Origin of the sequence: Bacteroides thetaiotaomicron VPI-5482, from assembly GCF_000011065.1 — a bacterium.
In the GTDB taxonomy this organism is placed as follows: Bacteria; Bacteroidota; Bacteroidia; order Bacteroidales; family Bacteroidaceae; genus Bacteroides; species Bacteroides thetaiotaomicron.
On the sequence record NC_004663.1, the window covers coordinates 175,410 to 200,115 of the forward strand.

The window sequence follows — 24,706 nt, forward strand, 5'->3', positions numbered from 1 at the left end:
TTTCTCTTAAATCTGCTTACTTTTGTACATTCAAATCATGTATTTATGGGAAGAAAGCAAGAATATAAAGAGACGAATTTGGAGTTCTTGAAAGAATTGTCATCGCAGGAAGGTGTTTATGCCTTGCCTTGCGGCATCTATTATAAGGTTTTGGAGACCGGTACGGGGACTGTTTTTCCTAATGTGCGGAGTATTGTTACCGTTCATTATAAAGGGAGTCTGATTAACGGTCGGGTGTTCGATAATTCTTATGAACGTAATTGTCCGGAAGCTTTCCGCCTCTGCGATGTAATAGATGGTTGGCAACTGGCGCTCCAACGGATGCGTGCGGGAGATAAATGGATCATCTATATACCTTACACGATGGGATACGGAACCCGTGCATCCGGTCCGATTCCGGCTTTTTCGACATTGGTATTTGAGGTAGAGCTTTTGGGAGTTGCATAACTAACGAAGAAAGATATGAAAGTGGAAATAAGAAGCAAAGTGGTGATATTGCTATGTATCGTTCTGGCAGTTTTTTCTTCCTGTATCACGGACGATGATGATGATAGGGGAGACTTTGCTCTTGTTGCCGGTGACGCCCTTCCTCAGTTTTCGGTAGAGATGAGTGATGGGGGAGTGTTGAATACGCAGTCATTTAGCGGGAAGGTTGGAGTGATTGTCTTTTTTCATACGGATTGTCCGGATTGTCAGAAAGAACTTCCGGTTATTCAGAAAGTTTATGATACGTATAAAGAGAATCCGGATGTATTATTGTCTTGTATCAGCCGTTCGGAATCGGGCTCTGAAGTACAAGCCTATTGGGAAAAACATTCGTTTTCCTTGCCTTTTTCCGCTCAGAATGATGATGCTGTCTTTTCGCTTTTTGCTTCCCATACCATTCCCCGTATATTGATAACAGACAAGGAGGGGATTATTCGTGCTGTATATACAGATGATCCTTTGGCGACCTATCAAGAATTGGCAAAAGATATCGATGCTGTCTTAATCGATAAGTTGTCCGGGAATGAACGATAGCTCATTTGTTGCAAATCAACAGATGGTTTAATCTGGCTTTTTCTATTTTTAATGGTGCAAATAGTATACATCTGTGTGAGTGCGAAAGAACAGATATACGGCACTGTCCACAATTTTGTGTAACTAATCTCATGTCTTTAGTAATGTTATGACTTCATTTCTAAGCTTTGGCAGATGATTAATAACCATGCTCCAAAGTATATCTACAGATAGACTATCATAGCCATGTATGATATAATTTCTGGCATCTACTATTTTACGAGAATTGGTTATAGCTATATCCTTATCAACTTTTAGTATTCTATTCATAGCTTCACCAATGATTTCTATATTCCTTTCAACGGCTCGTCTAAGGCATAGGTTACTATAGAAGTCATCATAAACTTTAGGAGCATTGCCGAAGAAACCTTCCACTTCTTCAATGGCAGTTAGAATATCTTGCAAGTGTTTCTTTATTAAGTCATCCATAGATTAAAGTTTTAGTTGCATCCACATTCTTCTTCAGATATGGATTCTTAATCGTTTGTTCTTCCAGTAAATCAACTTCTCTGCCAAACAGATTCTCTAAAGCATATTTGAAATCAAAGTAATTATCAAAGTAATCACTTACTTCTGCTTTATTGAAATCTACTACTAAATCAATATCACTGTTGTCGTTAAAGCGATTTGTAAGGATAGAACCAAACACAAATAGCTTATGTACCTTATGTTTCTTGCATAAGTCTATAATCTTCTGGATATTGTTCTCTATTAGTTTCATGTGGCTGTCTCCTTTCAATGCAAAGATAATGAATTAGTTTCTAATTAACAATCTTGTTTATGGGGAAGTTGTCAGATTCAACCTTTTTACATTAACACTAACATGAGTTCAAATAGAGAAGCATGGACCAGTAGGCTATTTGGCGGATGAGATAAAGGAGACTGTAGTAACAGAGTATGTATATCATCCTGTAGATGTCACCCTATTCAATATACTATTACCGTTTCTTCCGAATCTTAAATGTAGCAAGATTCCCTTTATGGTCGCTGGGCCAAATACAAGAAGGCGTCAGAATCTTATCCTTAGAATCGTTTTCTGTTATTTTTCCCCGGACAACTGTTTCGGAGGGACCTACCAACTTGCTATCCTTCATGGAAAGCATCGACTCCAATGGATAATAATAAATGAAATCAATCCGGTCACGTTCGTCTGCCTCAGGCGCCCAAGCTAACTTTTCCAGTTTAGCCTCTTCTGCGAGTTTGTTTCCGGCAGGGAATGTAAAACCGGGATATCGAACTGTATTGGGAAATTTTTCACGATAAGCATCTTTGAATCCTGCTTTGCTCAGCATCATTGAGCAGTCCCAATGAATGATAGCCCCATTATGATCCCACAAATCCTTTGTATCTGCCTGCCAGTCTAAATGAGAGGGCTCATTAAAATCTCCTCCCATGATTATCGGGCGGCCTTGTTGAATGTCAGATTGTACTTCCTGAATAAAAGCACGGATGGTTTCATCCCGGAAAGACTGTCTGTTTGCTTTCAAGACTTCTTCTTCATCCGTTATCGGCTTATCCATTTTCTTCCAGGTAGTACCATTATATCCACGTGGCATATAGCATTGATAATGCCGGTAGTCCAAATGACAAGAATAGAAAGATACGGGTTGGCCTTCGATTGTTGCAACCATTTTCACCATAGCACGACCTTCGTCACCAGGTACGATGCAGCATTTGGTCCAACTGTCCGGCTTGAATTTACTCAAAACACCGATTGCAAGATCAAACGTTTCACCATAGTAATGTTTTCCTCTCTTCTCCAGCTCTTCGATCACATGAGGGATAAACTGTTTTCCGTCTCTGATTTCGCACAGAAAAACGACATCCGCATCCATCTGATCCAGTACATCAATAATGCCTTGATCTCCGTTGGGTACTTTAGTACATCCATGCCACAGGTTTAATTGGAAAACGGTAAAAGTGTCTTTCGCTTTTGCATGGCAAACATTGACCAGACAAAACAAGCAAAGTAATAATAGTAAGTTCTTTTTCATATCGTGTCCTTTATATTCTTTGGAATTTCAGTCATTGTGAAATTCATTGATATATTCCATACCATAGGTCATTAAGAATTCATGCAAAAGTAATACATTTTTTATTTATTCCAATCTATTTATGTGCTTTTTGAATTTTCTTCTTCGGCTAGTTCTTTTATTTCTTTATTCAGAAAGACTGATAATACAGTTCTTACTATAACTACACCTCCTAAAATAGCCAGTTCGTCTAAAGTCGGGTCTACTACGGTCTTTAGTATGTCTGATGCAATTAGAAATTCTAATCCCAATAAGAGGTAACTGCCGAAATCAGCTCTCAGCTGCCGGACATTATTGATGGTATAGGTTCCGTTGATCCGTTTGAATTCGTTACGGAGAAAAGCTATGAATCCTACGAATACTCCATAGGTTACAATCAATAAACTGATTACGCCAATGATGGTGGCCAGTATGTTTAAAAATGTCAGTAGCATCGTTTCATGATGTTTGGTTATATTGTAATAACAAGTTATCCTGTATAAAAGTTTTGTATTGTGATGTAGAAAACGGATAATTAGTTGTAATAGTCAAGACTTGTTCTGACATTTGACTACTATGGAGGAACAGTCGATGAAATACTTGCTGCCCCGTTTTACCTGATTATGTTATTTCATTATACATATTGGCAAATTCAATCTGTCTTGTACGCCTCTGGTATCTATTCTGCTTTCTTTGGGACCTGGAATCAGTGGGCTATAGTTTAAGATATGGCGTATTCTTTTTCGTTGTTCTAAAGTTATTTCATTATAAAAGCAATATGCATAGTCCATAATGTTGTGTGCTTCATATTCTCCTTTTTCACAGCTATATCGTTTAGCTAAATCTTTTAATTGATATTTATTCTGTTTATCCAAATTGTTAAGCCATTGTTCATACTCACTACGGTTATAACTGGGAGTATCTTTGCAATAATCAGTATCGGTACACATTGAAGTGGTCCCTCCTTCTGAGAATACATGACGTAATCCTAAATAGTGTCCGAGTTCGTGTGCTAATGTTATTGCAGCATCGTTTTGATTAATTCTTTCATCTGTACTTTGCTCATAAATATATGAACTATTGATCGATATACAATATGGGAAACTCAAATTCTCTAAAGTGATCCACGAAGCTGATACTTGTTGAGTCCCTTCTAAAAAAAAGTCCTTTAAACTATATGGAAATGTAGATATGCCTAAAATCTGCGAATCCGTAAAAGGATATACCATTATGTTAATGTATTCATTGGGTTCCCATAGTAAAGATGTATATTTTCCTGTATTATCTCTCATAAACTTTTCGCAATCAATAGGAAGCTCATTAAATGGCACTCTTTCTACTCCAGGTTCTGGTAGTGTGGTTCCATTCTTATCTTTGGTTGCTAATACAAATTCGAGATTTATATCAATTCCACACTTTTCAGATTGATAGAAATGGTTAGTTCGCACTAATACATCTTTTAAATGGTCTTCTTTTATATATTGATTTATGTCATTTTCGTTTTGATAAAGAACATGGAAAATAACGGGTAATTGATAGTGTATTTTATCTAAATCTGGATTAACTTCTCCTTTTTGTTGTGAAATCTTGATTGTTTGGTTTATCCCTTGGGCGGATATGATTAGATTAGTTTGTCTGTTTGCATGTTTGGTGTTAGCTAGAATTTTTATAGTAAGTATATCGTTTCCTTCTCCTTGATATTTGTCTGGTATGCACCAATCAGCTGAATTTGCGATGATCCATTCAGAATTAGATGTGATAGCAACAGTTATTTTCCCTCCGTTATTGTCGATGTTGCGGAAGATGTTTTGTGAAATTTCAAGTTTTATATCATCGATTTTCTCCGAATGATCACAGCTTGTGGCTAGAAATAGTAATGTAAAGAGAATAGTGTTATATACAATTTTCATAGCTTTTATTTATAAAAGCCGTAATTTCTCATTTTCAAGAAAAGGGAAATTACGGCTTTGGGATATTTGTAACCTTTACTGAATTTCTACTTTTACTGTAAAGATTGGTGGGCTTTAATCACGAGTTCCGGTAAAAGTGGTCATACTTCCTGCATTATTAAGGAAACTTATAGTCATTGCTTTACCTGTAACAGTTATGTTGATACCAGATGAGCTTTCGCTTGAAAGAATGTATTGATTGCCTTCTTTAGTAACATTGTAATTTTCACTACCGTTATCTGTGTAGAAGTCAGCGGTAACTTTTACTACAGAAGAAGATACTTTGGTGACAGTGACTACATATGCATCAGCTGTAACATTAGTTCCAACTTTGAGTTTACCTGTATAAACTCCTGCTATGCTGGCACTGAAATCACCAGACGTTTCATCATCATCATCTCCACATGATACAAATGACAGGCTTGATATAAGCACAATCATCAACATACTTAAAATTCTAAATTGTTTCATCTTTTTTGTTTTTAATGTGTAATCTTTTTAGTCATATACTTTGGTTGTCTTAAAAAACTTTGCAAAGATACATGCTCTTTAAACATAAATATCCTTTTAATTGTTGCTGTTTTATATACAAGGTTGTAGAAGATATTTCTATGTTCTGTTGTTATATATATCAGAATATATTTGGAAGAAATTGTATTCTAATATAATGGATATACGTAACAACAGTTCTGTATCTAAGCTCTGTCTTCTAAATATATTATATACATTAGTTCGATCGCAATAGAGTCGTCTTGCGAACCATGTGACCGAGCGTTCTTGGCGATGGAGCTCTTTTTCAATAATTTGTCCGATGTGTGTCATACTGGATTATTTTCGAGAGTTTATTTTATGTAATTCTTTATTTTCTAAAATTCTCTCTTTATATCCTCTTCTCTTTTTAATAATTTATGGATATTATTATCTCATTGCAAAGATATGTTATAAGCTGGTTCATGGTAAGAATTTGTTGTAGAGAACTAAACAACGATAGTGTAGATTATTTGTAACAATCATCATCTTTTTTATAAAAATAGGAGAGTGCCTTATAAAAAATACTCTCCTGTATAATAATAAGTAACTTTTATTACTTAGCTAAGGCCTGAGCTACGTTTACAGCGCAAGCCACAGTGCAACTTACCATTGGGGGGTACCAATTCCCAAGAATCCTATCATTTCGGCTTCTTGTAAACTATAGCAATCTGTTATTAATCAATACTATAATAGTTATTCATAAATGATTTGAGTTGGCAAAAGATATTAACTCTTCGATTTGCCCTCTCTCATAGCTTTCTGCTGGTTCAAGCGTTCCTGCTGCTTCTTTTGATTATGATTTTATGTAAATGTAGCTTTCATTGTATATAAATCTATCATTCAACAATTCTAAATGATAGGTGAGATAAGGTATCTGAAACTGCCATCTACTTCAAATTACCACAAATAAAAAACTCCTGTAATCACATGGACTACAGGAGTTTATTTATATAATGTAACTTTAATTACTTAGCCAAAGCCTGAGCTACGTCTACAGCACAAGCCACTGTACATCCTACCATCGGGTTGTTACCAATTCCCAGGAATCCCATCATTTCTACGTGAGCAGGAACTGATGAAGAACCAGCGAACTGAGCGTCTGAGTGCATACGACCCATTGTATCTGTCATACCATAAGAAGCCGGACCAGCTGCCATGTTATCGGGGTGAAGAGTACGGCCTGTACCACCACCGGAAGCAACTGAGAAGTATGGCTTACCAGCCAATACACGTTCTTTCTTATAAGTACCGGCAACCGGGTGTTGGAAACGAGTCGGGTTAGTAGAGTTACCTGTGATAGATACGTCTACGCCTTCTTTCCACATGATAGCTACACCTTCGCGAACATCGTCAGCACCGTAGCATTTTACTTTTGCACGAGGACCGTCAGAGTAAGCGATTTCGCGAACTACTTTCAGCTCACCAGTGAAATAATCAAACTGAGTCTGAACATAAGTAAAACCATTGATACGAGAGATGATCTGAGCAGCGTCTTTTCCAAGACCGTTCAGGATGCAACGCAATGGCTCTTTACGTACTTTGTCTGCTTTTGCAGCGATTTTGATAGCACCTTCAGCAGCAGCGAAAGATTCGTGACCTGCAAGGAATGCGAAACATTTAGTTTCTTCGCGAAGCAACATAGCAGCCAGGTTACCATGACCGATACCAACCTTACGGTCGTCAGCTACAGAACCCGGGATACAGAATGCCTGCAAACCGATACCGATAGCTTCAGCAGCTTCAGCAGCGTTTGTGCAGTTCTTCTTAAGAGCAATTGCAGTACCTACCACATAAGCCCATTTTGCGTTTTCAAAACAGATAGGCTGAGTTTCTTCACACGTTTTATAAGGATCAAGTCCGGCAGCTTCGCAGATTGCGTTAGCTTCTTCGATGTCTTTGATGCCGTTAGCGTTCAAGGCTTCAATGATACCTTTGATACGACGGTCTTGGCTTTCGAATTTTACTTCTCTAATCATAGTTTCTTTCCTCCTTATATTATTCGTGACGTGGATCAATGTGTTTAACTGCTCCCTGTTCTGCTGTTACACGACCATAAGTACCTGTAACTTTCTTCAATGCTTCGTTAGCATCAGTTCCCTTCTTGATTTCATCCATGAATTTACCCATGTGAACGAATTCGTATCCACAGATTTCATCATTCTTATCCAAGAAGATATTTTTGATGTAACCTTCAGCCATTTCAAGGTAACGAGGACCTTTAGCCAGAGTACCATAAAGGGTACCTACCTGGCTGCGCAGACCTTTACCTAAGTCTTCCAGACCTGCACCGATAATCAAACCACCTTCAGAGAAAGCAGACTGAGTGCGTCCGTAAACGATTTGCAGGAAGAGTTCGCGCATAGCTGTGTTGATTGCGTCGCAAACAAGGTCAGTGTTCAGTGCTTCGAGGATTGTTTTACCCGGAAGGATTTCAGCAGCCATAGCAGCTGAGTGAGTCATACCGGAACATCCGATAGTCTCAACTAAAGCTTCCTGGATAACGCCTTCTTTAACATTCAGTGTCAGTTTACAAGCACCCTGCTGAGGTGCACACCAACCGATACCGTGTGTCAAACCTGAAATATCAACGATTTCTTTAGATTTTACCCATTTGCCTTCTTCGGGTATGGGAGCCGGTCCGTGGTTAGGACCCTTCTTTACAACACACATGTGTTCCACTTCGTGTGAATAAGTCATAATTAGCTCTTTTTTTTAGTGATATAATTAAAAATACGTAGTCACGATTCTCTAAATCGCCCACAAAGGTAGTCGATTTATTTGTTTCTGCAAATCGCCATATCTTACTTTTTTGTGAAAAGTGACAAATCCGTTTACGTTTTTTCTTCGTTTGCTAAGTCGGGATTGCATTTGTGAAAGATTACTATGTGTCGAACTATCTATTCGTTGCTTTGTTGTTATCTGAAATATAAATTTTATGGAACTCAATCAGGTTGATATACATTATTTGATAGCGGCAATCTGCGTTATTTCATCTGCATTGGTATTTTATACTATCGGTGTATGGGGAGAAAGGCTGCAAAAGAAACTGAAGTTATGGCATATTATTTTCTTTCTTTTAGGATTGGTGTCCGATGCAGTCGGGACCAGCCTGATGGAGCATATTGCCGAATTAACGCATTTGCATGATGAAATCCACACGGTAACGGGGACGATTGCCATTCTTCTGATGTTTGTACATGCTTCATGGGCGATATGGACTTATGTGAAGGGATCTGCCGAGGCGAAAAGGCATTTTAATCGTTTTAGTATCGTCGTTTGGTGCATTTGGTTAATACCTTATTTAATAGGTATGGCCATAGGAATGCATTTACATGCATAAATAGTTATATGTTTTTGCATTAGATAGACTTAAAAGAGTTCCTTCTTTCAGCTAACTCCTGCAAAGAAAAAAATATTTTAGTCTCACGGTCTCACTGTTTTTGTGTAATCTGCATATAATTAGTATATTACAGAATGAGAGATACTTTTTAAATAGGTATCTCTCATTATTTTCTCCCTAGAATCGCTTCATTTCAGTCTATCTCTCACTCTTTTTGGGGGATATCCCTCATTCCATTTCTTTGCCCTTTGCGTAAGTAGTTGCCGAATGCATCTAGCATCTTGGTTGCTGTTTACTTGTTGTTTATATATTATGTTACTTATCTCTATGGCATTTGATGCCTTTATTCGTGTGTTATTTTACCGACATCTTCATCGTTCCACCCGGGTGAACCGATCGTTGTACCCTTGTAAACAGGTCTGCGCACCTAGGTGGACATGCTTGTTCACCTGGGTGGAACGATGAAGAACTCCCTTTGAAAATGCGACAATAATAGTTGTAAAGCAGGTTATTATAGGGTTGTTTGCATACTATTGAACGGTAAAAGAAATGTGCTTAAAGGCTTTTCCGGGAAAGGGAAAGTATATCGGCATGCAATTATCTGGCGGATATCGGAAAGCAGAATGAGATACCCTGTTTTCATGGGTTTGAATTAAATTAATTCCGCCAACAGGTATGTTTTAGTGAGAATGTAGCGGTATTACTAGATAGATATAGAATAAAATTAGTAGCTTTGCTGAATAATTTATTGAACAAAGCTATGATAGAAGTTATGGAGTCCGCTTTACAGAAAGCTGCGGGCGAAGGAATGGATGAATTTATCCAGGTTTTTACTGATAAATATAAGGAAATAATCGGTGGTGAATTGACTGCTGACACAATGCCGTTGTTGACAGGTGAACAGCATTCATTGCTGGCTTATCAGATTTTTCGTGATGAAATAATGTTCGGCGGATTCTGTCAGTTGATTCAGAACGGTTATGGCGGATATATCTTTGATAATCCTTTTGCAAAAGTGATGCGCCTGTGGGGGGCGGAAGAGTTCTCTAAATTGGTATATAAAGCCAAGAAGATATATGATGCCAACCGGAAGGATCTGGAAAAAGAACGGACGGATGATGAATTCATGGCGATGTATGAGCAATATGAGGCTTTTGATGATTTGGAAGAGGCATATTTAGATATGGAGGAACAAGTGACAACACTGGTTGCCAGCTATGTAGATAATCACCTGGAACTTTTTGCAAAAATAATAAAGTAAACGATGCAGTATTTTTTAAGTATCTGCATTTATTAATTGTGAATTAGAATTTATATCTTTGCAAACTCTAAAAAATATGTTTATGAAACAAATGAAATTTTTATTAGTAGCTTTAATGACGGTTTTAATGGGGATGTCTGTTACTTCTTGTATGAATGGGGATGATAATACGATATATACCGGACCTGCGTTCGCTAAATGTACAAACTATTTTCCTGCTACATTTGAATTGGCTAATGGGCAGAAATTAGTTGTGAATGAATTGTCAATGTCTAACTTGAATATAGGAGAAATCTATTTCTTTTACTATCAGTTTGACACAGCGCAACAGCCAGGGAATTCTCAGACTCTTGATGTAACACTTTATGCAGGAAGTACTCCGACTTCTATTAGTGCAAAATCTACTGAAGGACCAGAGAAAGCGGCAGATTATAACGAAGCTACTGCACCTTTATATACTTTTAATAGCGATACATCAACTCAGCCGGGAATACTTTTTGATCAATATCTTGTAATTCCTATTATGTATTGGGTAAAAGTAGAGAGTACAGACGAAAAGCAGAAAGAAGAACTTAATAAGCATTCTTTTATACTCACATATGATTTTGATGAATTGGCATCAGGGTCAACTGAACTTGTATTGAATCTTAATCATGTGATTAAAGATGGTTCAGAGGAGACTGTGACTCGTGATAAGTATACTTCTACTTATAAGGCATATAATCTGTCTAGTGTTATTTATGCATTCAAACAAGCTACTGGAGTAGAACCAACTAAAATAAAAGTAAATGCAAAGACCAACTCCTCAAAGAATTCTTTGGATGGTGCCGCAAATTCAACGTGGAGTGAAACACTTAAAACAAATTGAACTACAAAGAATTATTTAATATAGCAATGAAATTGATTTCCTCTCCGGCCAAGGCCTGGGAGGAAATTTCTATGGAAGAGGATAGGCGAAAAGTTTTTATGGCTTTTGTCTATCCTATGATTGGTTTATGCGGTTTGTCCGTCTTTATCGGCTCTTTGCTGACGAATGGATGGGGAGGACCGCAAAGTTTTCAAATAGCGATGACCAATTGTTGTGCCGTAGCTGTGGCATTGTTTGGTGGTTACTTTCTGGCGGCCTATGCAATTAACGAAATGGGAGTAAGAATGTTTGGGATGCCTGCCAATGCTCCGTTGACACAACAGTTTGCCGGATACGCACTTGTTGTTCCCTTCTTGCTTCAGATTGTGACCGGACTTTTACCTGATTTTAGAATTATTGCCTGGCTATTTCAGTTCTACATTGTCTATGTAGTATGGGAAGGAGCTCCCATATTGATGCAAGTGGAGGAAAAAGTACGATTGAAATACACCCTTTTCTCATCAGTTTTGTTAATACTATGTCCGACGGTGATTCAAATTGTATTTAGTAAGTTGATAGCCATACTTAATTAATGTGTAAAGATGAAACAACCTTCTGTAAATATCAAGAATAAACGTGCTACATTTGACTATGAGTTGATGGATACCTACACGGCAGGTATTGTATTGACAGGCACGGAAATTAAATCCATTCGTTTAGGAAAAGCAAGTCTGGTGGATACGTTTTGTTATTTTGCGAAAGGCGAATTATGGGTAAAGAATATGCATATCGCCGAGTACTTCTATGGTTCGTACAATAATCATACAGCTCGTAGAGACAGAAAGTTGTTGCTTAATAAGAAAGAATTGGAGAAAATTCAACGGGGAATGAAAGACCCCGGTTTTACTACCGTTCCTGTGCGTTTGTTTATCAACGAAAAAGGTTTGGCGAAACTGGTCGTTGCTTTGGCGAAAGGTAAAAAACAGTACGATAAACGGGAATCAATTAAAGAAAAAGATGACCGCAGAGACATGGCCCGAATGTTTAAGCGATAAGATGGCTTTATAGCGTAATAGTAAGATAAGATCGTGATAGGTCTAAGATAGGCAGAGTGACAATTAGGTGTTAATGTAATAAGGTAAGAATGAAAAAGACAATTTCTCAGATTGTATCCGAGCGTATTCTGATTCTGGATGGCGCAATGGGCACAATGATCCAACAATATAATCTTAAAGAAGAAGATTTTCGTGGTGAACGTTTTGCGCATATTCCCGGTCAGTTGAAGGGGAATAATGATTTGTTGTGTCTGACTCGCCCCGATGTCATTCAAGATATCCATCGTAAATACCTGGAAGCAGGTGCGGATATTATCGAGACCAATACATTCAGTTCTACAACTGTCTCAATGGCGGATTATCATGTAGAAGAATATGTGCGCGAAATCAATCTTGCCGCTACCAGACTGGCACGTGAACTGGCGGACGAATATACGGCAAAGAGTCCGGATAAACCGCGTTTTGTTGCAGGCTCCGTTGGACCTACTAATAAAACCTGTTCTATGAGCCCGGATGTGAACAATCCGGCGTTTCGTGCCTTGTCTTATGACGAACTGGCTGCCTCTTACCAGCAGCAAATGGAAGCCATGCTGGAAGGTGGGGTGGATGCCATTCTTATCGAAACCATATTTGATACGCTGAATGCGAAAGCTGCCATCTTTGCAGCCGGACAGGCTATGAAGGTGACAGGAATAGAAGTCCCTGTTATGTTGTCTGTGACGGTATCCGATATCGGCGGACGTACATTGTCCGGACAGACTTTGGAAGCTTTCCTTGCTTCTGTGCAGCATGCCAATATATTTTCAGTCGGATTGAATTGCTCCTTTGGTGCCCGTCAGTTGAAGCCTTTTCTTGAACAGTTGGCTTCGCGTGCACCTTATTATATCAGTGCTTATCCTAATGCGGGCCTTCCGAATAGTCTGGGGAAATATGATCAGACTCCCGCAGATATGGCTCATGAAGTGAAGGAGTATATTCAGGAAGGATTGGTTAATATTATCGGTGGTTGTTGTGGTACGACAGATGCCTACATTGCAGAATATCAGACACTGATAGCAGGTGCCAAACCTCATGTTCCGGCACCCAAACCGGATTGTATGTGGCTTTCCGGACTCGAACTGCTGGAAGTGAAACCGGAAATCAACTTTGTGAATATAGGTGAGCGTTGCAACGTAGCAGGCTCACGCAAGTTTCTTCGTCTGGTTAATGAAAAGAAATATGATGAAGCCCTTTCCATAGCTCGTCAGCAAGTAGAAGACGGAGCTTTGGTTATTGACGTTAATATGGATGATGGTCTGCTGGATGCCCGGACTGAGATGACTACTTTTCTGAATCTCATCATGTCCGAACCGGAAATAGCCCGTGTACCTGTTATGATCGACTCTTCCAAATGGGAAGTGATCGAAGCCGGATTGAAATGCCTGCAAGGCAAATCAATCGTAAACTCGATCTCTCTGAAGGAAGGGGAGGAAGTATTTCTGGAGCATGCCCGGATCATCAAGCAATATGGAGCGGCAACTGTCGTGATGGCTTTTGATGAAAAAGGACAGGCGGATACTGCTGCCCGCAAGATAGAAGTGTGCGAACGTGCATATCGTCTGCTGGTTGATAAAGTTGGATTCAATCCTCATGATATTATTTTCGACCCGAATGTGCTTGCGGTGGCTACAGGAATCGAAGAGCATAACAATTACGCCGTAGACTTTATAGAAGCTACCGGATGGATCAGGAAGAATCTTCCCGGTGCACACGTCAGCGGCGGAGTGAGTAATCTTTCTTTCTCTTTCCGTGGCAATAATTATATTCGTGAAGCAATGCATGCGGTATTCCTTTATCATGCCATCCAGCAAGGGATGGATATGGGAATCGTCAATCCGGGAACTTCCGTACTCTACAGTGATATTCCTGCAGATACGCTGGAAAAGATAGAGGACGTTGTATTGAATCGTCGTCCCGATGCTGCCGAGCGTCTGATAGAACTGGCGGAAGCATTGAAAGAAACGATGGGCGGTACTTCCGGTCAGGCAGCTGTGAAGCAGGATGCATGGAGAGAAGAATCCGTACAAGAGCGTTTGAAATATGCTTTGATGAAAGGAATCGGTGATTATCTGGAACAGGATTTAGCGGAAGCTTTACCTTTATATGATAAAGCTGTAGATGTAATTGAAGGTCCGTTGATGGATGGAATGAATTATGTCGGCGAGCTTTTTGGCGCAGGAAAAATGTTCCTGCCTCAGGTCGTGAAGACTGCCCGTACTATGAAGAAAGCCGTAGCTATACTGCAACCGATCATTGAATCAGAAAAAGTGGAAGGATCATCTTCTGCCGGAAAAGTTCTGCTTGCCACCGTAAAAGGGGATGTGCACGACATCGGAAAAAATATAGTTGCCGTCGTAATGGCGTGCAACGGTTATGATATAGTTGACTTGGGAGTGATGGTTCCGGCAGAAACCATTGTTCAGCGTGCCATAGAAGAAAAAGTCGATATGATCGGTTTGAGTGGCTTGATCACACCTTCTCTGGAAGAAATGACTCATGTGGCTGCCGAACTGGAGAAAGCCGGACTGGATATTCCTCTGTTGATTGGCGGAGCCACTACTTCAAAGATGCATACGGCACTGAAAATCGCACCTGTATATCATGCGCCGGTTGTACATCTGAAAGATGCTTCTCAGAATGCCAGTGTTGCTTCCCGGCTGTTGAATTCGCAGATGAAAGCCGAACTGATTAATGAGTTAGATGCGGAATATCAGGCACTTCGTGAGAAGAGTGGACTATTACGCCGTGAAACAGTATCGTTGGAAGAAGCCCAGAAAAATAAGTTAAACCTATTTTAAAGACTTGTCACAATGAAAAAGATTTTTTCTTTCTTGTGTATGCTCATGGCAATGACTGCTATGATCTCGTGTTCTTCCTCAAAAGAGGAAAAAGGAACAACCGGCACCGGAAATGCCGCTTTGGATAATATCTTTGAGCGTAAGAGCGTGCGTACTTACTTGAATAAAGGGGTAGAGAAAGAGAAAATTGATTTAATGCTTCGTGCAGGGATGTCTGCTCCATCGGGAAAGGATGTTCGTCCCTGGGAGTTTGTGGTTGTTTCCGACCGTGCGAAACTGGATTCGATGGCGGCGGCTCTTCCTTATGCCAAAATGTTGACACAAGCCCGTAATGCGATTATTGTCTGTGGTGATTCTGCCCGTTCTTTTTATTGGTATTTAGACTGTTCTGCTGCAGCACAGAATATTTTGCTGGCTGCTGAAAGTATGGGGCTGGGTGCTGTATGGACAGCTGCTTATCCGTATGAAGATCGTATGGAAGTCGTTCGCAAATATACCCACCTGCCCGAGAATATTCTTCCTCTTTGTGTCATTCCTTTCGGCTATCCTGCAACAAAAGAGCAGCCGAAACAGAAATATGACGAGAAAAAGATACATTATAATCAGTATTAGTAAACAAAAGTTTTGTCTTTTCAATAAATTCCTTACATTTGTGGCTTAATTGATTAAAATCTGATACGCAAATGTTTGGAATAGATGACCCTTTTATAGTCTTGCCATATATCCTCTCAGTGATATGTGTGATTTTTGCTGCCTGGTTTGGGCTGAAATATTGGAATAAGGACGACGATAAAGACGAAACGCGATGAATACATTTACTCTTGGCTTGATTGTGATAGCTTATCTGCTGTCATTGGCCTACCTCGGTTTTTTAGGATATAAGAAGACTACGAATACCAGTGATTATCTGGTTGGCGGACGTCAGATGAATCCGATAGTGATGGCGCTTTCTTATGGTGCTACGTTTATCTCTGCGTCTGCTATAGTTGGTTTTGGCGGAGTAGCGGCTGCTTTCGGTATGGGTATTCAGTGGCTGTGTTTCCTCAATATGTTTGTCGGGGTAGTTATCGCCTTCATATTCTTCGGTTTGCGTACCCGGCGCATGGGAGCAAAACTGAATGTCAGCACTTTTCCGCAGTTATTAGGCCGTCATTTTCGTTCCCGTAATATACAGGTGTTCATTGCAGCCGTCATATTTATAGGTATGCCGTTGTACGCTGCTGTGGTAATGAAAGGGGGCGCTGTATTTATTGAACAGATTTTTCAGATTGATTTTAATATATCTCTGCTGATATTTACGTTAGTCATTGCTGCGTATGTGATTGCGGGAGGAATGAAGGGGGTGATGTATACGGATGCTTTACAGGCAGTTATCATGTTTGGCTGTATGTTGTTCCTGTTGTTCTCTTTGTATCAGGTGCTTGGCATGGGTTTTACGGAAGCAAACAAGGAATTGACAAATATAGCCCCTCTGGTTCCGGAAAAGTTCAAGGCATTGGGGCATCAGGGATGGACCGCAATGCCTGTGACAGGTTCTCCACAGTGGTACTCATTGGTTACCTCTCTTATTTTGGGAGTAGGAATCGGTTGCCTTGCACAGCCTCAGTTGGTGGTACGTTTTATGACGGTAGAAAGTAGCAAACAGTTGAATCGTGGCGTATTTATCGGTTGTTTTTTCCTGATTATAACGGTAGGAGCTATCTATCATGCCGGTGCATTAAGCAATCTTTTCTTCTTGAAGACAGAAGGAGCCGTTGCTACGGAAGTGATACAGGATATTGATAAAATCATTCCTTATTTCATCAATAAAGCTATGCCGGACTGGTTTGCCGCTTTGTTTATGCTCTGTATCCTTTCTGCAAGTATGTCTACGCTTAGTTCTCAGTTCCACACAATGGGAGCATCGGTTGGTTCTGACATTTATGGTACTTATAAACCCCGTTCTCGTGGCAAATTGACAAATGTGATTCGTTTGGGAGTACTTTTCTCTATTTTGGTCAGCTATATTATTTGCTATATGCTGCCTCACGATATTATCGCCCGCGGAACTTCTATTTTCATGGGTATCTGTGCTGCTGCATTTCTTCCTGCCTACTTTTGTGCATTGTACTGGAAGAAAGCGACGAAACAGGGAGTTATGGCAAGTCTCTGGGTAGGAACTTTAGGCAGTGCTTTTGCACTAATATTCCTTCATCAGAAAGAAGCTGCCGCAATGGGAATATGTAAATTCCTGTTTGGCAAGGATGTATTGATTGAGACATATCCGTTTCCGGTAATTGACCCTATTCTCTTTGCATTACCATTGTCTATACTGGCTATTGTGGTGGTTAGCCTTTTGACGGGCAGAAACAAGTAGTAAATAAGTAATAGGTAATAAGTAATAGGTAATAAGCCGTGCGGATACACTATTGATAAGCTACGGTTATTACCTATTACCTGATACTTATTACTTATTTTATCTTTTTTTTGTACGATTCGAACCGGGACTGAATATCACGTACGAAGTTGAACGTTTCTATGCCACGGAAATATCCATTTTTACAAACAGGATCGGTGAAGTATTCCTCATTGCTTTTGAGCAGGATGAAGTTTTCGACGTTGTCTTTCCATACGAGGTTATTCTTTCCGTATTTTTTTGCTAATGCCATGGCGTCGTAGATATGTCCTAGGCCGGCATTGTAAGAAGCCAGTATGAAGTTGAGCCGTTCCTGTTTGTCAGGGATCATATTGAAACTTCGGTCTGTGGCGGCAATGTATTTAACGGCTGCTTTTATACTTTCTTCCGGGTTTTGTTCTTTACCTGCGGGTACGCCCATTGCGCGTGCAGTGGCAGGCATCAATTGCATCAATCCTTTGGCTCCTGCCCAAGATACGGCTGTTGTGTCAAAGTTTGATTCTGTATAGGCGAGGGATGCCAGCATTCGCCAGTCCCATCCGATCTCTTGGGCGTATTTCTTGAATAAATCGTCGTAATGTGATATTTTTCCTTCTTTAAGTGAAAGGATGGGGGAGTGTGGCATCATTTTACTATTCTCGAAGTAACGCTTCATACTTGCCGTATAGGCAGGAGAGGTCATATTTTCTTTATGCCAGTTTGTGGCGGCGGCTGCCAGTTCGGGACTGTCTTTTCGTACAGCCCATGAAGAACGCTGGTCAAAACTGATAGAAAGATCGATATTCAGATTGGGATAGTAAGTTTTATTCAGTTTGGCTAAATCATTATCGGCTACGGTATAGGGAATCTTACCTTGTGCTACCTGGGTGATTAAGTCTTCCGCGGTAACGCTATCTCCCGTTATCTTATGAATATGGATACCACCTCCCAGTTCGTTGTTCAGATTCACGAGGCGATCGTAATATTTGCCTGGTTTGACATATATATCTTTGCCGATAAGTTCCGTTACATCTTTCAATGGTTTATGCTTTCCATTTCCTTGCTGGACGATAACCTGATGGGTGATTATGTCTTCTCCGCAATACAAAAGGCTGTCTTTCCATTCTTTGGTAATCGGCAGGTTGTAGGCGATCATATCTCCTTCGCCTGACTGTAATTTCTGAATCAATTCACGGACATTTCTGGCTACCTCGATTCTGAGTTTCAGTCCCAGACTTTTAGCGAACTGTTCACTGAGTTCGTATTGGAATCCCATTTCCTGTCCGCGATAAATGAAATATGAAGTAGAGCTATAGAGTGTCAGCACAACCAGTTCTCCACTGTCTTTAATCTGTGGAAGATCGTGTGCTGTTTCATTCTTTTCGGTATGATGTTTGTTCCGGCATCCGAATACACAGCACAAAAGTATAAGAAACAAGGGGAGGATCAGTGTCTTGGCACTCATTCTGAACTCTTTATCTTTCATTCTTCATTTTTCAAATGTTTCTTGATATACATTGTTAATATATCGATAGCTACTGCATTGCTGCCGCCTTCTGGAACGATAAGGTCCGCATAGCGTTTGCAGGGTTCTATGAATTGCAGGTGCATCGGTTTCAGAACACGGGTATAGCGTTCCATGACAGCTTCCGCTGTCCGTCCTCTTTCGATGACATCCCTTTGGATGACACGTATCAGGCGTTCATCGGGATCGGCATCTACAAATATCTTTAGATCCATCATATTGCGTAGCTTCTTGTCGCACAAGGCAAGGATACCTTCAATAATGACGACTTCACGAGGCTCGATGTGGATGGTTTCCGGTTGGCGGGTACAAGTCAGATAAGAATAGGTCGGCTGCTCGATGCTTTTTCCTTCTTTCAGCATCATCACATGTTTGGAAAGCAAGCTCCATTCAAAAGCATCCGGATGGTCAAAGTTGATATTCTGACGTTCTTCAACCGGCACGTGACTACTGTCTTTGTAGTATGAATCCTGAGGTAATAGTACTACTTCTCCAACGGGGAGGCTTTCTATCATTTTTCGTACGACGGTGGTTTTTCCGGAGCCCGTTCCACCTGCTATTCCTATTATTAACATCTCTTTATAGTGTTATTTGAACCAAATAGAGTAATTTTGCATTAGTAATGTAATGCATTGACAAGACAAATATAGAAACAATTCATTAAAATAACAACGTAATGGTGAAACACATTGTATTATTTAAGTTAAAAGACGAAGTTCCCGAAGCGGAGAAACTCGTAGTGATGAATAAATTTAAGGAAGCTATCGAAGCGCTCCCCGCTAAGATTTCAGTGATCCGTAAGATTGAAGTCGGACTGAATATGAATCCGGGAGAGGCTTGGCATATAGCTCTCTATAGCGAATTTGACACGCTGGAGGATGTGAAGTTCTATGCAACACACCCTGATCATGTGGCAGCCGGAAAGATTATAGCTGAAGCAAAGGACAGTCGTGCATGCGTGGATTATGAATTATAACCCCCAATAATGAAAATGAGAAAATTAATTTCTTTTCTGCTTTTAAGCTTTGTAGCCTATACATTGCAGGCGCAGATTAAAGATCCGGTAAAGTTTAAAACAGAACTGAACTCTCTTTCTGATACAGAAGCGGAGATCGTGTTTACAGCTGCCATTGACAAAGGGTGGCATGTTTATTCTACCGATCTTGGAGACGGAGGACCTATTTCTGCCACATTTAATGTGGAGAAGAAGTCCGGTGTAGAACTGGTTGGTAAATTGAAGCCTGTCGGCAAGGAAATAGCTACTTTCGACAAACTGTTCGAAATGAAAGTGCGCTATTTCGAGAATACTGCCAAATTCGTGCAGAAAGTGAAGCTGACTGGTGGAGCTTATGCGATAGAAGGTTATCTGGAATATGGAGCCTGCGACGATGAGAGTTGTCTGCCTCCGACAGAAGTTCCTTTTAAGTTTTCGGGTGAAGCAAAGGCCGGAACTACGGCTACTCCTGTAGCCAAAGTTGATAAGCCGGAGACAAAAGAGGCGGAAGAGGTAACTGCTCCTGCTGCGTCCAAAGACTCTGCTGCGATGATGGAACTGGTTCCTGCTTCTGCTACGGATGCAAATGCCGATATTCAACCAGCAGTAGCTTCCGGTGACCTTTGGCGTCCGGTAATCAGTGAATTGCAGGCACTGGGCGAGGAACATACTCAGGGAGATATGTCCTGGATTTATATTTTCGTGACAGGTTTCCTGGGTGGATTGCTGGCTTTGTTCACTCCTTGTGTGTGGCCTATTATCCCGATGACAGTCAGTTTCTTTCTGAAACGTAGCAAAGATAAGAAGAAAGGTATTCGTGATGCGTGGACTTATGGTGCTTCCATTGTCGTTATTTATGTGGCATTAGGATTGGCTATTACACTGATATTTGGTGCCAGTGCGCTCAATGCTTTATCGACGAATGCTGTCTTTAATATCCTTTTCTTCCTGATGCTGGTAATCTTTGCCGCTTCATTTTTTGGAGCGTTTGAGATTAGATTACCGTCAAAGTGGGGCAATGCGGTAGATAGTAAAGCGGAATCGACTACCGGTCTGCTGAGTATCTTCCTGATGGCATTTACACTTTCACTGGTATCTTTCTCTTGTACAGGTCCGATTATCGGATTCCTGCTGGTACAGGTTTCTACTACAGGAAGCGTGGTGGCCCCGGCTATCGGTATGTTGGGTTTTGCCATTGCATTGGCATTGCCGTTCACACTCTTTGCTCTGTTCCCGTCATGGCTGAAGTCTATGCCGAAGTCGGGCGGATGGATGAATGTGATCAAAGTGACGTTAGGATTTCTGGAACTGGCATTTGCGCTTAAATTCCTGTCGGTTGCCGATCTGGCTTATGGCTGGAGATTACTCGACCGTGAAACCTTCCTCGCTCTGTGGATTGTCATCTTTGCATTGCTGGGTTTCTATTTGCTTGGTAAAATCAAGTTTCCGCATGACGATGATGACAATAAGGTGGGAGTGACTCGTTTCTTTATGGCACTTATTTCTCTGGCGTTTGCCGTATATATGGTTCCCGGTTTGTGGGGAGCTCCGTTAAAAGCCGTAAGTGCTTTTGCGCCTCCTATGCATACGCAAGACTTTAATCTGTATAAGAATGAAGTACATGCGAAATTCGATGACTACGATCTGGGTATGGAGTATGCACGTCTGAATGGCAAACCAGTGATGCTTGACTTTACAGGCTATGGATGCGTGAACTGTCGTAAGATGGAAGCCGCTGTATGGACGGACCCGAAAGTGAGTGATCTGATTAATAATGATTATGTGCTGATTACTCTGTATGTGGATAATAAAACTCCGTTGACCGAACCTGTGAAAATCGTAGAGAACGGTAAGGAACGTACTTTGCGTACAGTCGGTGATAAGTGGAGCTATCTGCAACGTGTGAAGTTTGGTGCTAATGCACAGCCTTTCTATGTATTGCTGGATAATCAGGGAAGTCCTTTGAATAAGTCTTATGCTTACGATGAAGACATTCCCAAATATATTGAATTCCTGCAAACTGGACTGGAGAATTATCGGAAGGAAAAATAATCCGAAGATATAACTATCAATGAGAAGCGGTCTCACTCTGTAGAGTGGGACCGCTTCATTTAAATAGAATAGAATAAAACTAGAAATAATGTTTTTTACATGGGTACTTCCATTACCAGAAGTTTGGTCCCTTTAGTAGCACGGATAGAGAAGCTTTTGGTATCCCATATTCCGATGCCGTCACGTTTGGCCAGATGTTCATCGGCCACGCTGATCTCTCCTTCTATCACAAACAGATAAGCTCCGTTACCTTCCTGATGCATACAATATTCGATGGTTCTTTCCGTATCGAAGTCTCCCATAGAGAACCAGGCATCCTGTTTGATGGAGGCCGGTGTCTTGCCGTTCGGTGAAATGAACAGAGATAACTCGTTCGGTTTCAGCAGCGGACGTATATCGAAATTGTTATATTCGGGTTTCGTATTCTCGATTCGGGGGAATACCCATATTTGCAGGAATTCCAATTGTTCTTCCTTGCTGTCGTTATACTCACTATGATAGATACCACTGCCCGTACTCATCACTTGGATATCACCGGGAGTAATCGTTTTCGTATTTTGTACACTGTCGCCATGTCTCAGATACCCTTTCAACGGAATGGAAATTACTTCCATATTTTTATGTGGATGAGTATCAAATCCCATCGACGGGTCTACACTGTCATCATTCAGCACTCGCAAGGCTCCGAAATGGATTCTTTCCGGATTGTAATAGTTAGCAAAACTGAATGTGTGGTGGGTTTTGAGCCAGCCATGATTAAAATAGCCTCTTGATGAAGCTCTGTCGATTACTTTTTTCATAATCTTCCTTTCTTTTTTATAGAACTTTGTTGTGTGCTTTGTTCGCACTTTTATAATAGGACAACAATTAAAGAGTACACAAAGTTCTCGGCCGGAAACTCAATAAGAAAGAAGGTTATTTTTTTATTTCAGAAAAAATACATACGTTTGTAACATCATAACAATACCTTTGTGCCCAAAAGTAAAGAAAATATGTACGCAACAGACACGCTTATGGACGAACGGGAGTTAGTTCTCCGTCTGATAGACGGCGATGAGGATGCCTTTTGCGAACTCTATGCCGCCTATAAGAATCGCTTGCTGTATTTTGCGATGAAGTTCGTCAAATCTCGTGAGTTTGCCGAAGATATTTTTCAGGACGCGTTTACGGTTGTATGGCAAAGCAGGCGTTTTATCAATCCGGATGCGTCTTTCTCATCCTATTTATATACGATTGTACGCAATCGTATCCTTAATCAGATACGGGATATGGCGAATGAAGATAAGTTGAAAGAGCATATCCTTTCTCATGCGGTTGATTCGGCCAATGAAACGAATAATAAAATATTGTTCGATGATTTGAAGGATGTCCTTAGCCGTGCATTGGAACAATTGACTCCCCGTCAGCGTGAAGTCTTTAATATGAGCCGAGATTTACAGATGTCCCATAAAGAAATTGCGGAAGCGCTGGGAGTCTCTGTCAATACCGTACAGGAGCATATTTCTGTTTCGTTGAAAGTGATTCGTGCCTACTTGACTAAATATTCGGGTACTTCTGCTGACATATTGCTGATTCTACTTTGTCTGAATTTATAATAAATGTTAATCATACCCTAGCTGTTTCCTGCCTTTGTGTATTACTAATACGAAGGGGAGAAATCAGCACCCTTATTTGAATATATGATGAAAGATACGAAGACAGAAAAAAATAAATTACGTCGTTATCTGGATGATATGTACATCCGGGAGGAAGCATCGCAGTTACTGGAAAGTATGAGAGATGCTGACCATAAAGATATATTGGATGAGTTGTCTGCCGAAGTCTGGGAGGAATCCGTCAGCCAGCAGCCTGTTACTGACTTGGAGCGTGAGAAGTATAAAAAGGAGGCTCGCCAGTTGCTGAAACATATTGAACATAAGAAACGTACCTGGTTTCGTCGGGTAATGACGATTGCAGCCAGTGTGGCGGCTGTAATAGCCATCGTGACAGGAAGTATCAGTTATTTCCGGTATATGAGTGAGCAGCAGATAACTTTCGCTGAAATCTCAACCTCTTTTGGAGAGAAGAAACGGGTGGAATTACCGGACGGAACTATATTAGTGTTGAACTCTTGTTCACAAGTACGTTATCCTGATTCTTTTCAAGGGGATATCCGGAAAGTGGAACTGGAAGGAGAAGGATATTTCAGGGTTGCCCATAATGAAGATATGCCGTTTATTGTACAGACGAAGCGACTGGATGTTCGTGTTTTGGGAACCCGGTTTGATGTAAAATCTTACTCTACGGATGAAATCGTATCGGTAAGTGTAGAGAGTGGCAAAGTACAGGTTGATCTGCCGGAAGCAATGATGCGATTGACTGCAAAAGAACAAGTTCTGATAAATACCGTTTCCGGTGAATATAGTAAGAAGAAGGAAGAACGTGGGGTAGCAGTCTGGATCAAGGGAAGCCTGCGTTTTAACAGTACTCCGATCCGGGATGTGGCAAAAGAACTGGAACGTGTTTATAATTGTCAGATAACCTTTGCTTCCGGACAGGAATTTGATAATCTGATTACCGGTGAACATGACAATAAGAGTCTGGAGTCCGTACTTAAATCCATCGAATTTATCAGTGATATCAATTATAAGAAAGAAGGCAGGAATATACTTCTTTATAAAAAATGAGAATTAAAAAATAGATCAATGTTTAACCCGTTAATAAGGACAGAATGAAAGCATCACCCTCATAGAAACTCCCTAAAAAGATAGAAGCACTCCTAAGGAATGCTTCTATCCGCAACCCGGACGGATATTCATTCGCTTCGACCCAAATGAATAACGTATCGCACGTTGCTTGTTTTTAATAACTTTAGTCAATTACTAAAACGC

Annotated in this window: 27 protein-coding genes and 1 pseudogene; 15 read left to right on the forward strand and 13 right to left on the reverse strand. The window is 40.5% G+C overall.

Features of this window, described 5'->3' with window-relative positions:
* Positions 1–45 precede the first annotated feature (45 nt).
* Entirely contained in the window at positions 46–447 is a 402-nt protein-coding gene (locus BT_RS00810; protein ID WP_008766716.1) for an FKBP-type peptidyl-prolyl cis-trans isomerase, read from the forward strand.
* 15 nt (positions 448–462) lie between these two features.
* Complete coding sequence (locus BT_RS00815) at positions 463–1,020, forward strand: TlpA family protein disulfide reductase (RefSeq protein ID WP_008766715.1); 558 nt, start codon at positions 463–465, stop codon at positions 1,018–1,020.
* Between the two features lie 129 nt (positions 1,021–1,149).
* On the opposite strand, the gene BT_RS00820 is transcribed toward BT_RS00815, so the two are convergent.
* The 10 genes and pseudogenes from BT_RS00820 to BT_RS00855 all read right to left on the reverse strand — a co-directional run bounded on the left by BT_RS00820 (position 1,150) and on the right by BT_RS00855 (position 8,248).
* Entirely contained in the window at positions 1,150–1,488 is a 339-nt protein-coding gene (locus tag BT_RS00820) for a HepT-like ribonuclease domain-containing protein (RefSeq protein WP_008766714.1), read from the reverse strand.
* A complete protein-coding gene (locus BT_RS00825) occupies positions 1,481–1,780 on the reverse strand; it encodes a nucleotidyltransferase family protein (protein WP_011107149.1) in 300 nt (99 codons plus the stop codon). Before BT_RS00825 ends, BT_RS00820 begins: the two co-directional genes overlap by 8 nt.
* A 217-nt stretch (positions 1,781–1,997) precedes the next feature.
* Positions 1,998–3,053, reverse strand: coding sequence for an endonuclease/exonuclease/phosphatase family protein (locus tag BT_RS00830; RefSeq protein ID WP_008766712.1), 1,056 nt, complete (start codon positions 3,051–3,053; stop codon positions 1,998–2,000).
* Positions 3,054–3,172: 119 nt separating this feature from the next.
* Positions 3,173–3,526: a DUF1622 domain-containing protein gene (locus tag BT_RS00835; RefSeq protein WP_008766711.1), complete on the reverse strand. Its 354-nt coding sequence runs from the start codon at positions 3,524–3,526 to the stop codon at positions 3,173–3,175.
* 171 nt (positions 3,527–3,697) lie between these two features.
* Positions 3,698–4,981, reverse strand: a complete 1,284-nt coding sequence (locus tag BT_RS00840) for a zinc-dependent metalloproteinase lipoprotein (protein WP_011107150.1) — start codon at positions 4,979–4,981, stop codon at positions 3,698–3,700.
* Between the two features lie 114 nt (positions 4,982–5,095).
* Entirely contained in the window at positions 5,096–5,491 is a 396-nt protein-coding gene (locus BT_RS00845; protein ID WP_008760488.1) for a hypothetical protein, read from the reverse strand.
* Positions 5,492–5,629: 138 nt separating this feature from the next.
* Positions 5,630–5,842 carry a hypothetical protein gene (locus tag BT_RS24495; RefSeq protein WP_008760489.1) on the reverse strand — a complete coding sequence of 71 codons (213 nt, stop codon included), beginning with the start codon at positions 5,840–5,842 and terminating at the stop codon, positions 5,630–5,632.
* Between the two features lie 262 nt (positions 5,843–6,104).
* Positions 6,105–6,196, reverse strand: a pseudogene (locus BT_RS24950) (GGGtGRT protein); the annotation flags it as partial.
* A 320-nt stretch (positions 6,197–6,516) separates the two neighbouring features.
* Entirely contained in the window at positions 6,517–7,527 is a 1,011-nt protein-coding gene (locus tag BT_RS00850; protein WP_008760490.1) for a GGGtGRT protein, read from the reverse strand.
* A gap of 19 nt (positions 7,528–7,546) precedes the next feature.
* Positions 7,547–8,248 (reverse strand): iron-sulfur cluster assembly scaffold protein, encoded by a 702-nt coding sequence (locus BT_RS00855; protein WP_005677723.1) that lies wholly within the window; start codon positions 8,246–8,248, stop codon positions 7,547–7,549.
* A gap of 238 nt (positions 8,249–8,486) precedes the next feature.
* Between BT_RS00855 and BT_RS00860 the strand changes: the two genes are divergently transcribed.
* From BT_RS00860 to BT_RS00895, 9 genes are all read left to right on the forward strand, one after another.
* Positions 8,487–8,891 carry an HsmA family protein gene (locus BT_RS00860; RefSeq protein WP_008760491.1) on the forward strand — a complete coding sequence of 135 codons (405 nt, stop codon included), beginning with the start codon at positions 8,487–8,489 and terminating at the stop codon, positions 8,889–8,891.
* Positions 8,892–9,651: 760 nt separating this feature from the next.
* A complete protein-coding gene (locus tag BT_RS00865) occupies positions 9,652–10,152 on the forward strand; it encodes a DMP19 family protein (protein WP_032841243.1) in 501 nt (166 codons plus the stop codon).
* 82 nt (positions 10,153–10,234) lie between these two features.
* On the forward strand, positions 10,235–11,020 hold the full coding sequence (locus BT_RS00870; RefSeq protein ID WP_048693181.1) for a hypothetical protein: 786 nt from the start codon (positions 10,235–10,237) through the stop codon (positions 11,018–11,020).
* A 26-nt stretch (positions 11,021–11,046) separates the two neighbouring features.
* The gene (locus BT_RS00875) at positions 11,047–11,592 is read left to right on the forward strand and encodes a Yip1 family protein (RefSeq protein ID WP_008760494.1); all 546 of its coding nucleotides are present in this window, start codon (positions 11,047–11,049) and stop codon (positions 11,590–11,592) included.
* Between the two features lie 9 nt (positions 11,593–11,601).
* The gene (gene smpB, locus BT_RS00880; protein ID WP_008760495.1) at positions 11,602–12,054 is read left to right on the forward strand and encodes an SsrA-binding protein; all 453 of its coding nucleotides are present in this window, start codon (positions 11,602–11,604) and stop codon (positions 12,052–12,054) included.
* Positions 12,055–12,143: 89 nt separating this feature from the next.
* Positions 12,144–14,891 (forward strand): methionine synthase, encoded by a 2,748-nt coding sequence (gene metH, locus BT_RS00885; RefSeq protein ID WP_011107153.1) that lies wholly within the window; start codon positions 12,144–12,146, stop codon positions 14,889–14,891.
* Positions 14,892–14,903: 12 nt separating this feature from the next.
* Positions 14,904–15,503: a nitroreductase family protein gene (locus BT_RS00890; protein WP_008766706.1), complete on the forward strand. Its 600-nt coding sequence runs from the start codon at positions 14,904–14,906 to the stop codon at positions 15,501–15,503.
* 71 nt (positions 15,504–15,574) lie between these two features.
* Complete coding sequence (locus tag BT_RS24955) at positions 15,575–15,700, forward strand: symporter small accessory protein (RefSeq protein ID WP_008766705.1); 126 nt, start codon at positions 15,575–15,577, stop codon at positions 15,698–15,700.
* Complete coding sequence (locus BT_RS00895; protein ID WP_008760499.1) at positions 15,697–17,247, forward strand: sodium:solute symporter family protein; 1,551 nt, start codon at positions 15,697–15,699, stop codon at positions 17,245–17,247. The genes BT_RS24955 and BT_RS00895 overlap by 4 nt, the downstream gene beginning before the upstream one ends.
* Before the next feature lie 94 nt (positions 17,248–17,341).
* Here the strand turns inward: BT_RS00895 and BT_RS00900 are convergent, their stop codons facing one another.
* Complete coding sequence (locus BT_RS00900; protein WP_011107154.1) at positions 17,342–18,730, reverse strand: transglycosylase SLT domain-containing protein; 1,389 nt, start codon at positions 18,728–18,730, stop codon at positions 17,342–17,344.
* A 17-nt stretch (positions 18,731–18,747) separates the two neighbouring features.
* Entirely contained in the window at positions 18,748–19,365 is a 618-nt protein-coding gene (gene udk, locus BT_RS00905) for a uridine kinase (protein WP_011107155.1), read from the reverse strand.
* Positions 19,366–19,466: 101 nt separating this feature from the next.
* Here udk and BT_RS00910 point away from each other — a divergent pair, with 101 nt between their 5' ends.
* Positions 19,467–19,766 carry a Dabb family protein gene (locus BT_RS00910; RefSeq protein WP_008760502.1) on the forward strand — a complete coding sequence of 100 codons (300 nt, stop codon included), beginning with the start codon at positions 19,467–19,469 and terminating at the stop codon, positions 19,764–19,766.
* Positions 19,767–19,781: 15 nt separating this feature from the next.
* Positions 19,782–21,836, forward strand: coding sequence for a protein-disulfide reductase DsbD family protein (locus BT_RS00915; protein WP_048693189.1), 2,055 nt, complete (start codon positions 19,782–19,784; stop codon positions 21,834–21,836).
* Between the two features lie 95 nt (positions 21,837–21,931).
* Here the strand turns inward: BT_RS00915 and BT_RS00920 are convergent, their stop codons facing one another.
* Positions 21,932–22,636, reverse strand: a complete 705-nt coding sequence (locus BT_RS00920) for a pirin family protein (RefSeq protein ID WP_008766240.1) — start codon at positions 22,634–22,636, stop codon at positions 21,932–21,934.
* A 192-nt stretch (positions 22,637–22,828) separates the two neighbouring features.
* On the opposite strand from BT_RS00920, the gene BT_RS00925 reads away from it, so the two are divergent.
* Entirely contained in the window at positions 22,829–23,431 is a 603-nt protein-coding gene (locus BT_RS00925) for an RNA polymerase sigma-70 factor (protein ID WP_008766239.1), read from the forward strand.
* 84 nt (positions 23,432–23,515) lie between these two features.
* Positions 23,516–24,502, forward strand: a complete 987-nt coding sequence (locus BT_RS00930; protein ID WP_008760505.1) for a FecR family protein — start codon at positions 23,516–23,518, stop codon at positions 24,500–24,502.
* Positions 24,503–24,706: the final 204 nt, after the last annotated feature.

What these genes read in the sequence shown, in the direction of transcription:
- BT_RS00810 (WP_008766716.1), top strand. Translation starts at nt 46, where the DNA reads ATGGGAAGAAAGCAAGAATATAAAGAGACGAATTTGGAGTTCTTGAAA.
- BT_RS00815 (WP_008766715.1), top strand. Translation starts at nt 463, where the DNA reads ATGAAAGTGGAAATAAGAAGCAAAGTGGTGATATTGCTATGTATCGTT.
- BT_RS00820 (WP_008766714.1), bottom strand. Translation starts at nt 1,488, where the DNA reads ATGGATGACTTAATAAAGAAACACTTGCAAGATATTCTAACTGCCATT.
- BT_RS00825 (WP_011107149.1), bottom strand. Translation starts at nt 1,780, where the DNA reads ATGAAACTAATAGAGAACAATATCCAGAAGATTATAGACTTATGCAAG.
- BT_RS00830 (WP_008766712.1), bottom strand. Translation starts at nt 3,053, where the DNA reads ATGAAAAAGAACTTACTATTATTACTTTGCTTGTTTTGTCTGGTCAAT.
- BT_RS00835 (WP_008766711.1), bottom strand. Translation starts at nt 3,526, where the DNA reads ATGCTACTGACATTTTTAAACATACTGGCCACCATCATTGGCGTAATC.
- BT_RS00840 (WP_011107150.1), bottom strand. Translation starts at nt 4,981, where the DNA reads ATGAAAATTGTATATAACACTATTCTCTTTACATTACTATTTCTAGCC.
- BT_RS00845 (WP_008760488.1), bottom strand. Translation starts at nt 5,491, where the DNA reads ATGAAACAATTTAGAATTTTAAGTATGTTGATGATTGTGCTTATATCA.
- BT_RS24495 (WP_008760489.1), bottom strand. Translation starts at nt 5,842, where the DNA reads ATGACACACATCGGACAAATTATTGAAAAAGAGCTCCATCGCCAAGAA.
- BT_RS00850 (WP_008760490.1), bottom strand. Translation starts at nt 7,527, where the DNA reads ATGATTAGAGAAGTAAAATTCGAAAGCCAAGACCGTCGTATCAAAGGT.
- BT_RS00855 (WP_005677723.1), bottom strand. Translation starts at nt 8,248, where the DNA reads ATGACTTATTCACACGAAGTGGAACACATGTGTGTTGTAAAGAAGGGT.
- BT_RS00860 (WP_008760491.1), top strand. Translation starts at nt 8,487, where the DNA reads ATGGAACTCAATCAGGTTGATATACATTATTTGATAGCGGCAATCTGC.
- BT_RS00865 (WP_032841243.1), top strand. Translation starts at nt 9,652, where the DNA reads ATGATAGAAGTTATGGAGTCCGCTTTACAGAAAGCTGCGGGCGAAGGA.
- BT_RS00870 (WP_048693181.1), top strand. Translation starts at nt 10,235, where the DNA reads ATGAAACAAATGAAATTTTTATTAGTAGCTTTAATGACGGTTTTAATG.
- BT_RS00875 (WP_008760494.1), top strand. Translation starts at nt 11,047, where the DNA reads ATGAAATTGATTTCCTCTCCGGCCAAGGCCTGGGAGGAAATTTCTATG.
- smpB (WP_008760495.1), top strand. Translation starts at nt 11,602, where the DNA reads ATGAAACAACCTTCTGTAAATATCAAGAATAAACGTGCTACATTTGAC.
- metH (WP_011107153.1), top strand. Translation starts at nt 12,144, where the DNA reads ATGAAAAAGACAATTTCTCAGATTGTATCCGAGCGTATTCTGATTCTG.
- BT_RS00890 (WP_008766706.1), top strand. Translation starts at nt 14,904, where the DNA reads ATGAAAAAGATTTTTTCTTTCTTGTGTATGCTCATGGCAATGACTGCT.
- BT_RS24955 (WP_008766705.1), top strand. Translation starts at nt 15,575, where the DNA reads ATGTTTGGAATAGATGACCCTTTTATAGTCTTGCCATATATCCTCTCA.
- BT_RS00895 (WP_008760499.1), top strand. Translation starts at nt 15,697, where the DNA reads ATGAATACATTTACTCTTGGCTTGATTGTGATAGCTTATCTGCTGTCA.
- BT_RS00900 (WP_011107154.1), bottom strand. Translation starts at nt 18,730, where the DNA reads ATGAGTGCCAAGACACTGATCCTCCCCTTGTTTCTTATACTTTTGTGC.
- udk (WP_011107155.1), bottom strand. Translation starts at nt 19,365, where the DNA reads ATGTTAATAATAGGAATAGCAGGTGGAACGGGCTCCGGAAAAACCACC.
- BT_RS00910 (WP_008760502.1), top strand. Translation starts at nt 19,467, where the DNA reads ATGGTGAAACACATTGTATTATTTAAGTTAAAAGACGAAGTTCCCGAA.
- BT_RS00915 (WP_048693189.1), top strand. Translation starts at nt 19,782, where the DNA reads ATGAGAAAATTAATTTCTTTTCTGCTTTTAAGCTTTGTAGCCTATACA.
- BT_RS00920 (WP_008766240.1), bottom strand. Translation starts at nt 22,636, where the DNA reads ATGAAAAAAGTAATCGACAGAGCTTCATCAAGAGGCTATTTTAATCAT.
- BT_RS00925 (WP_008766239.1), top strand. Translation starts at nt 22,829, where the DNA reads ATGTACGCAACAGACACGCTTATGGACGAACGGGAGTTAGTTCTCCGT.
- BT_RS00930 (WP_008760505.1), top strand. Translation starts at nt 23,516, where the DNA reads ATGATGAAAGATACGAAGACAGAAAAAAATAAATTACGTCGTTATCTG.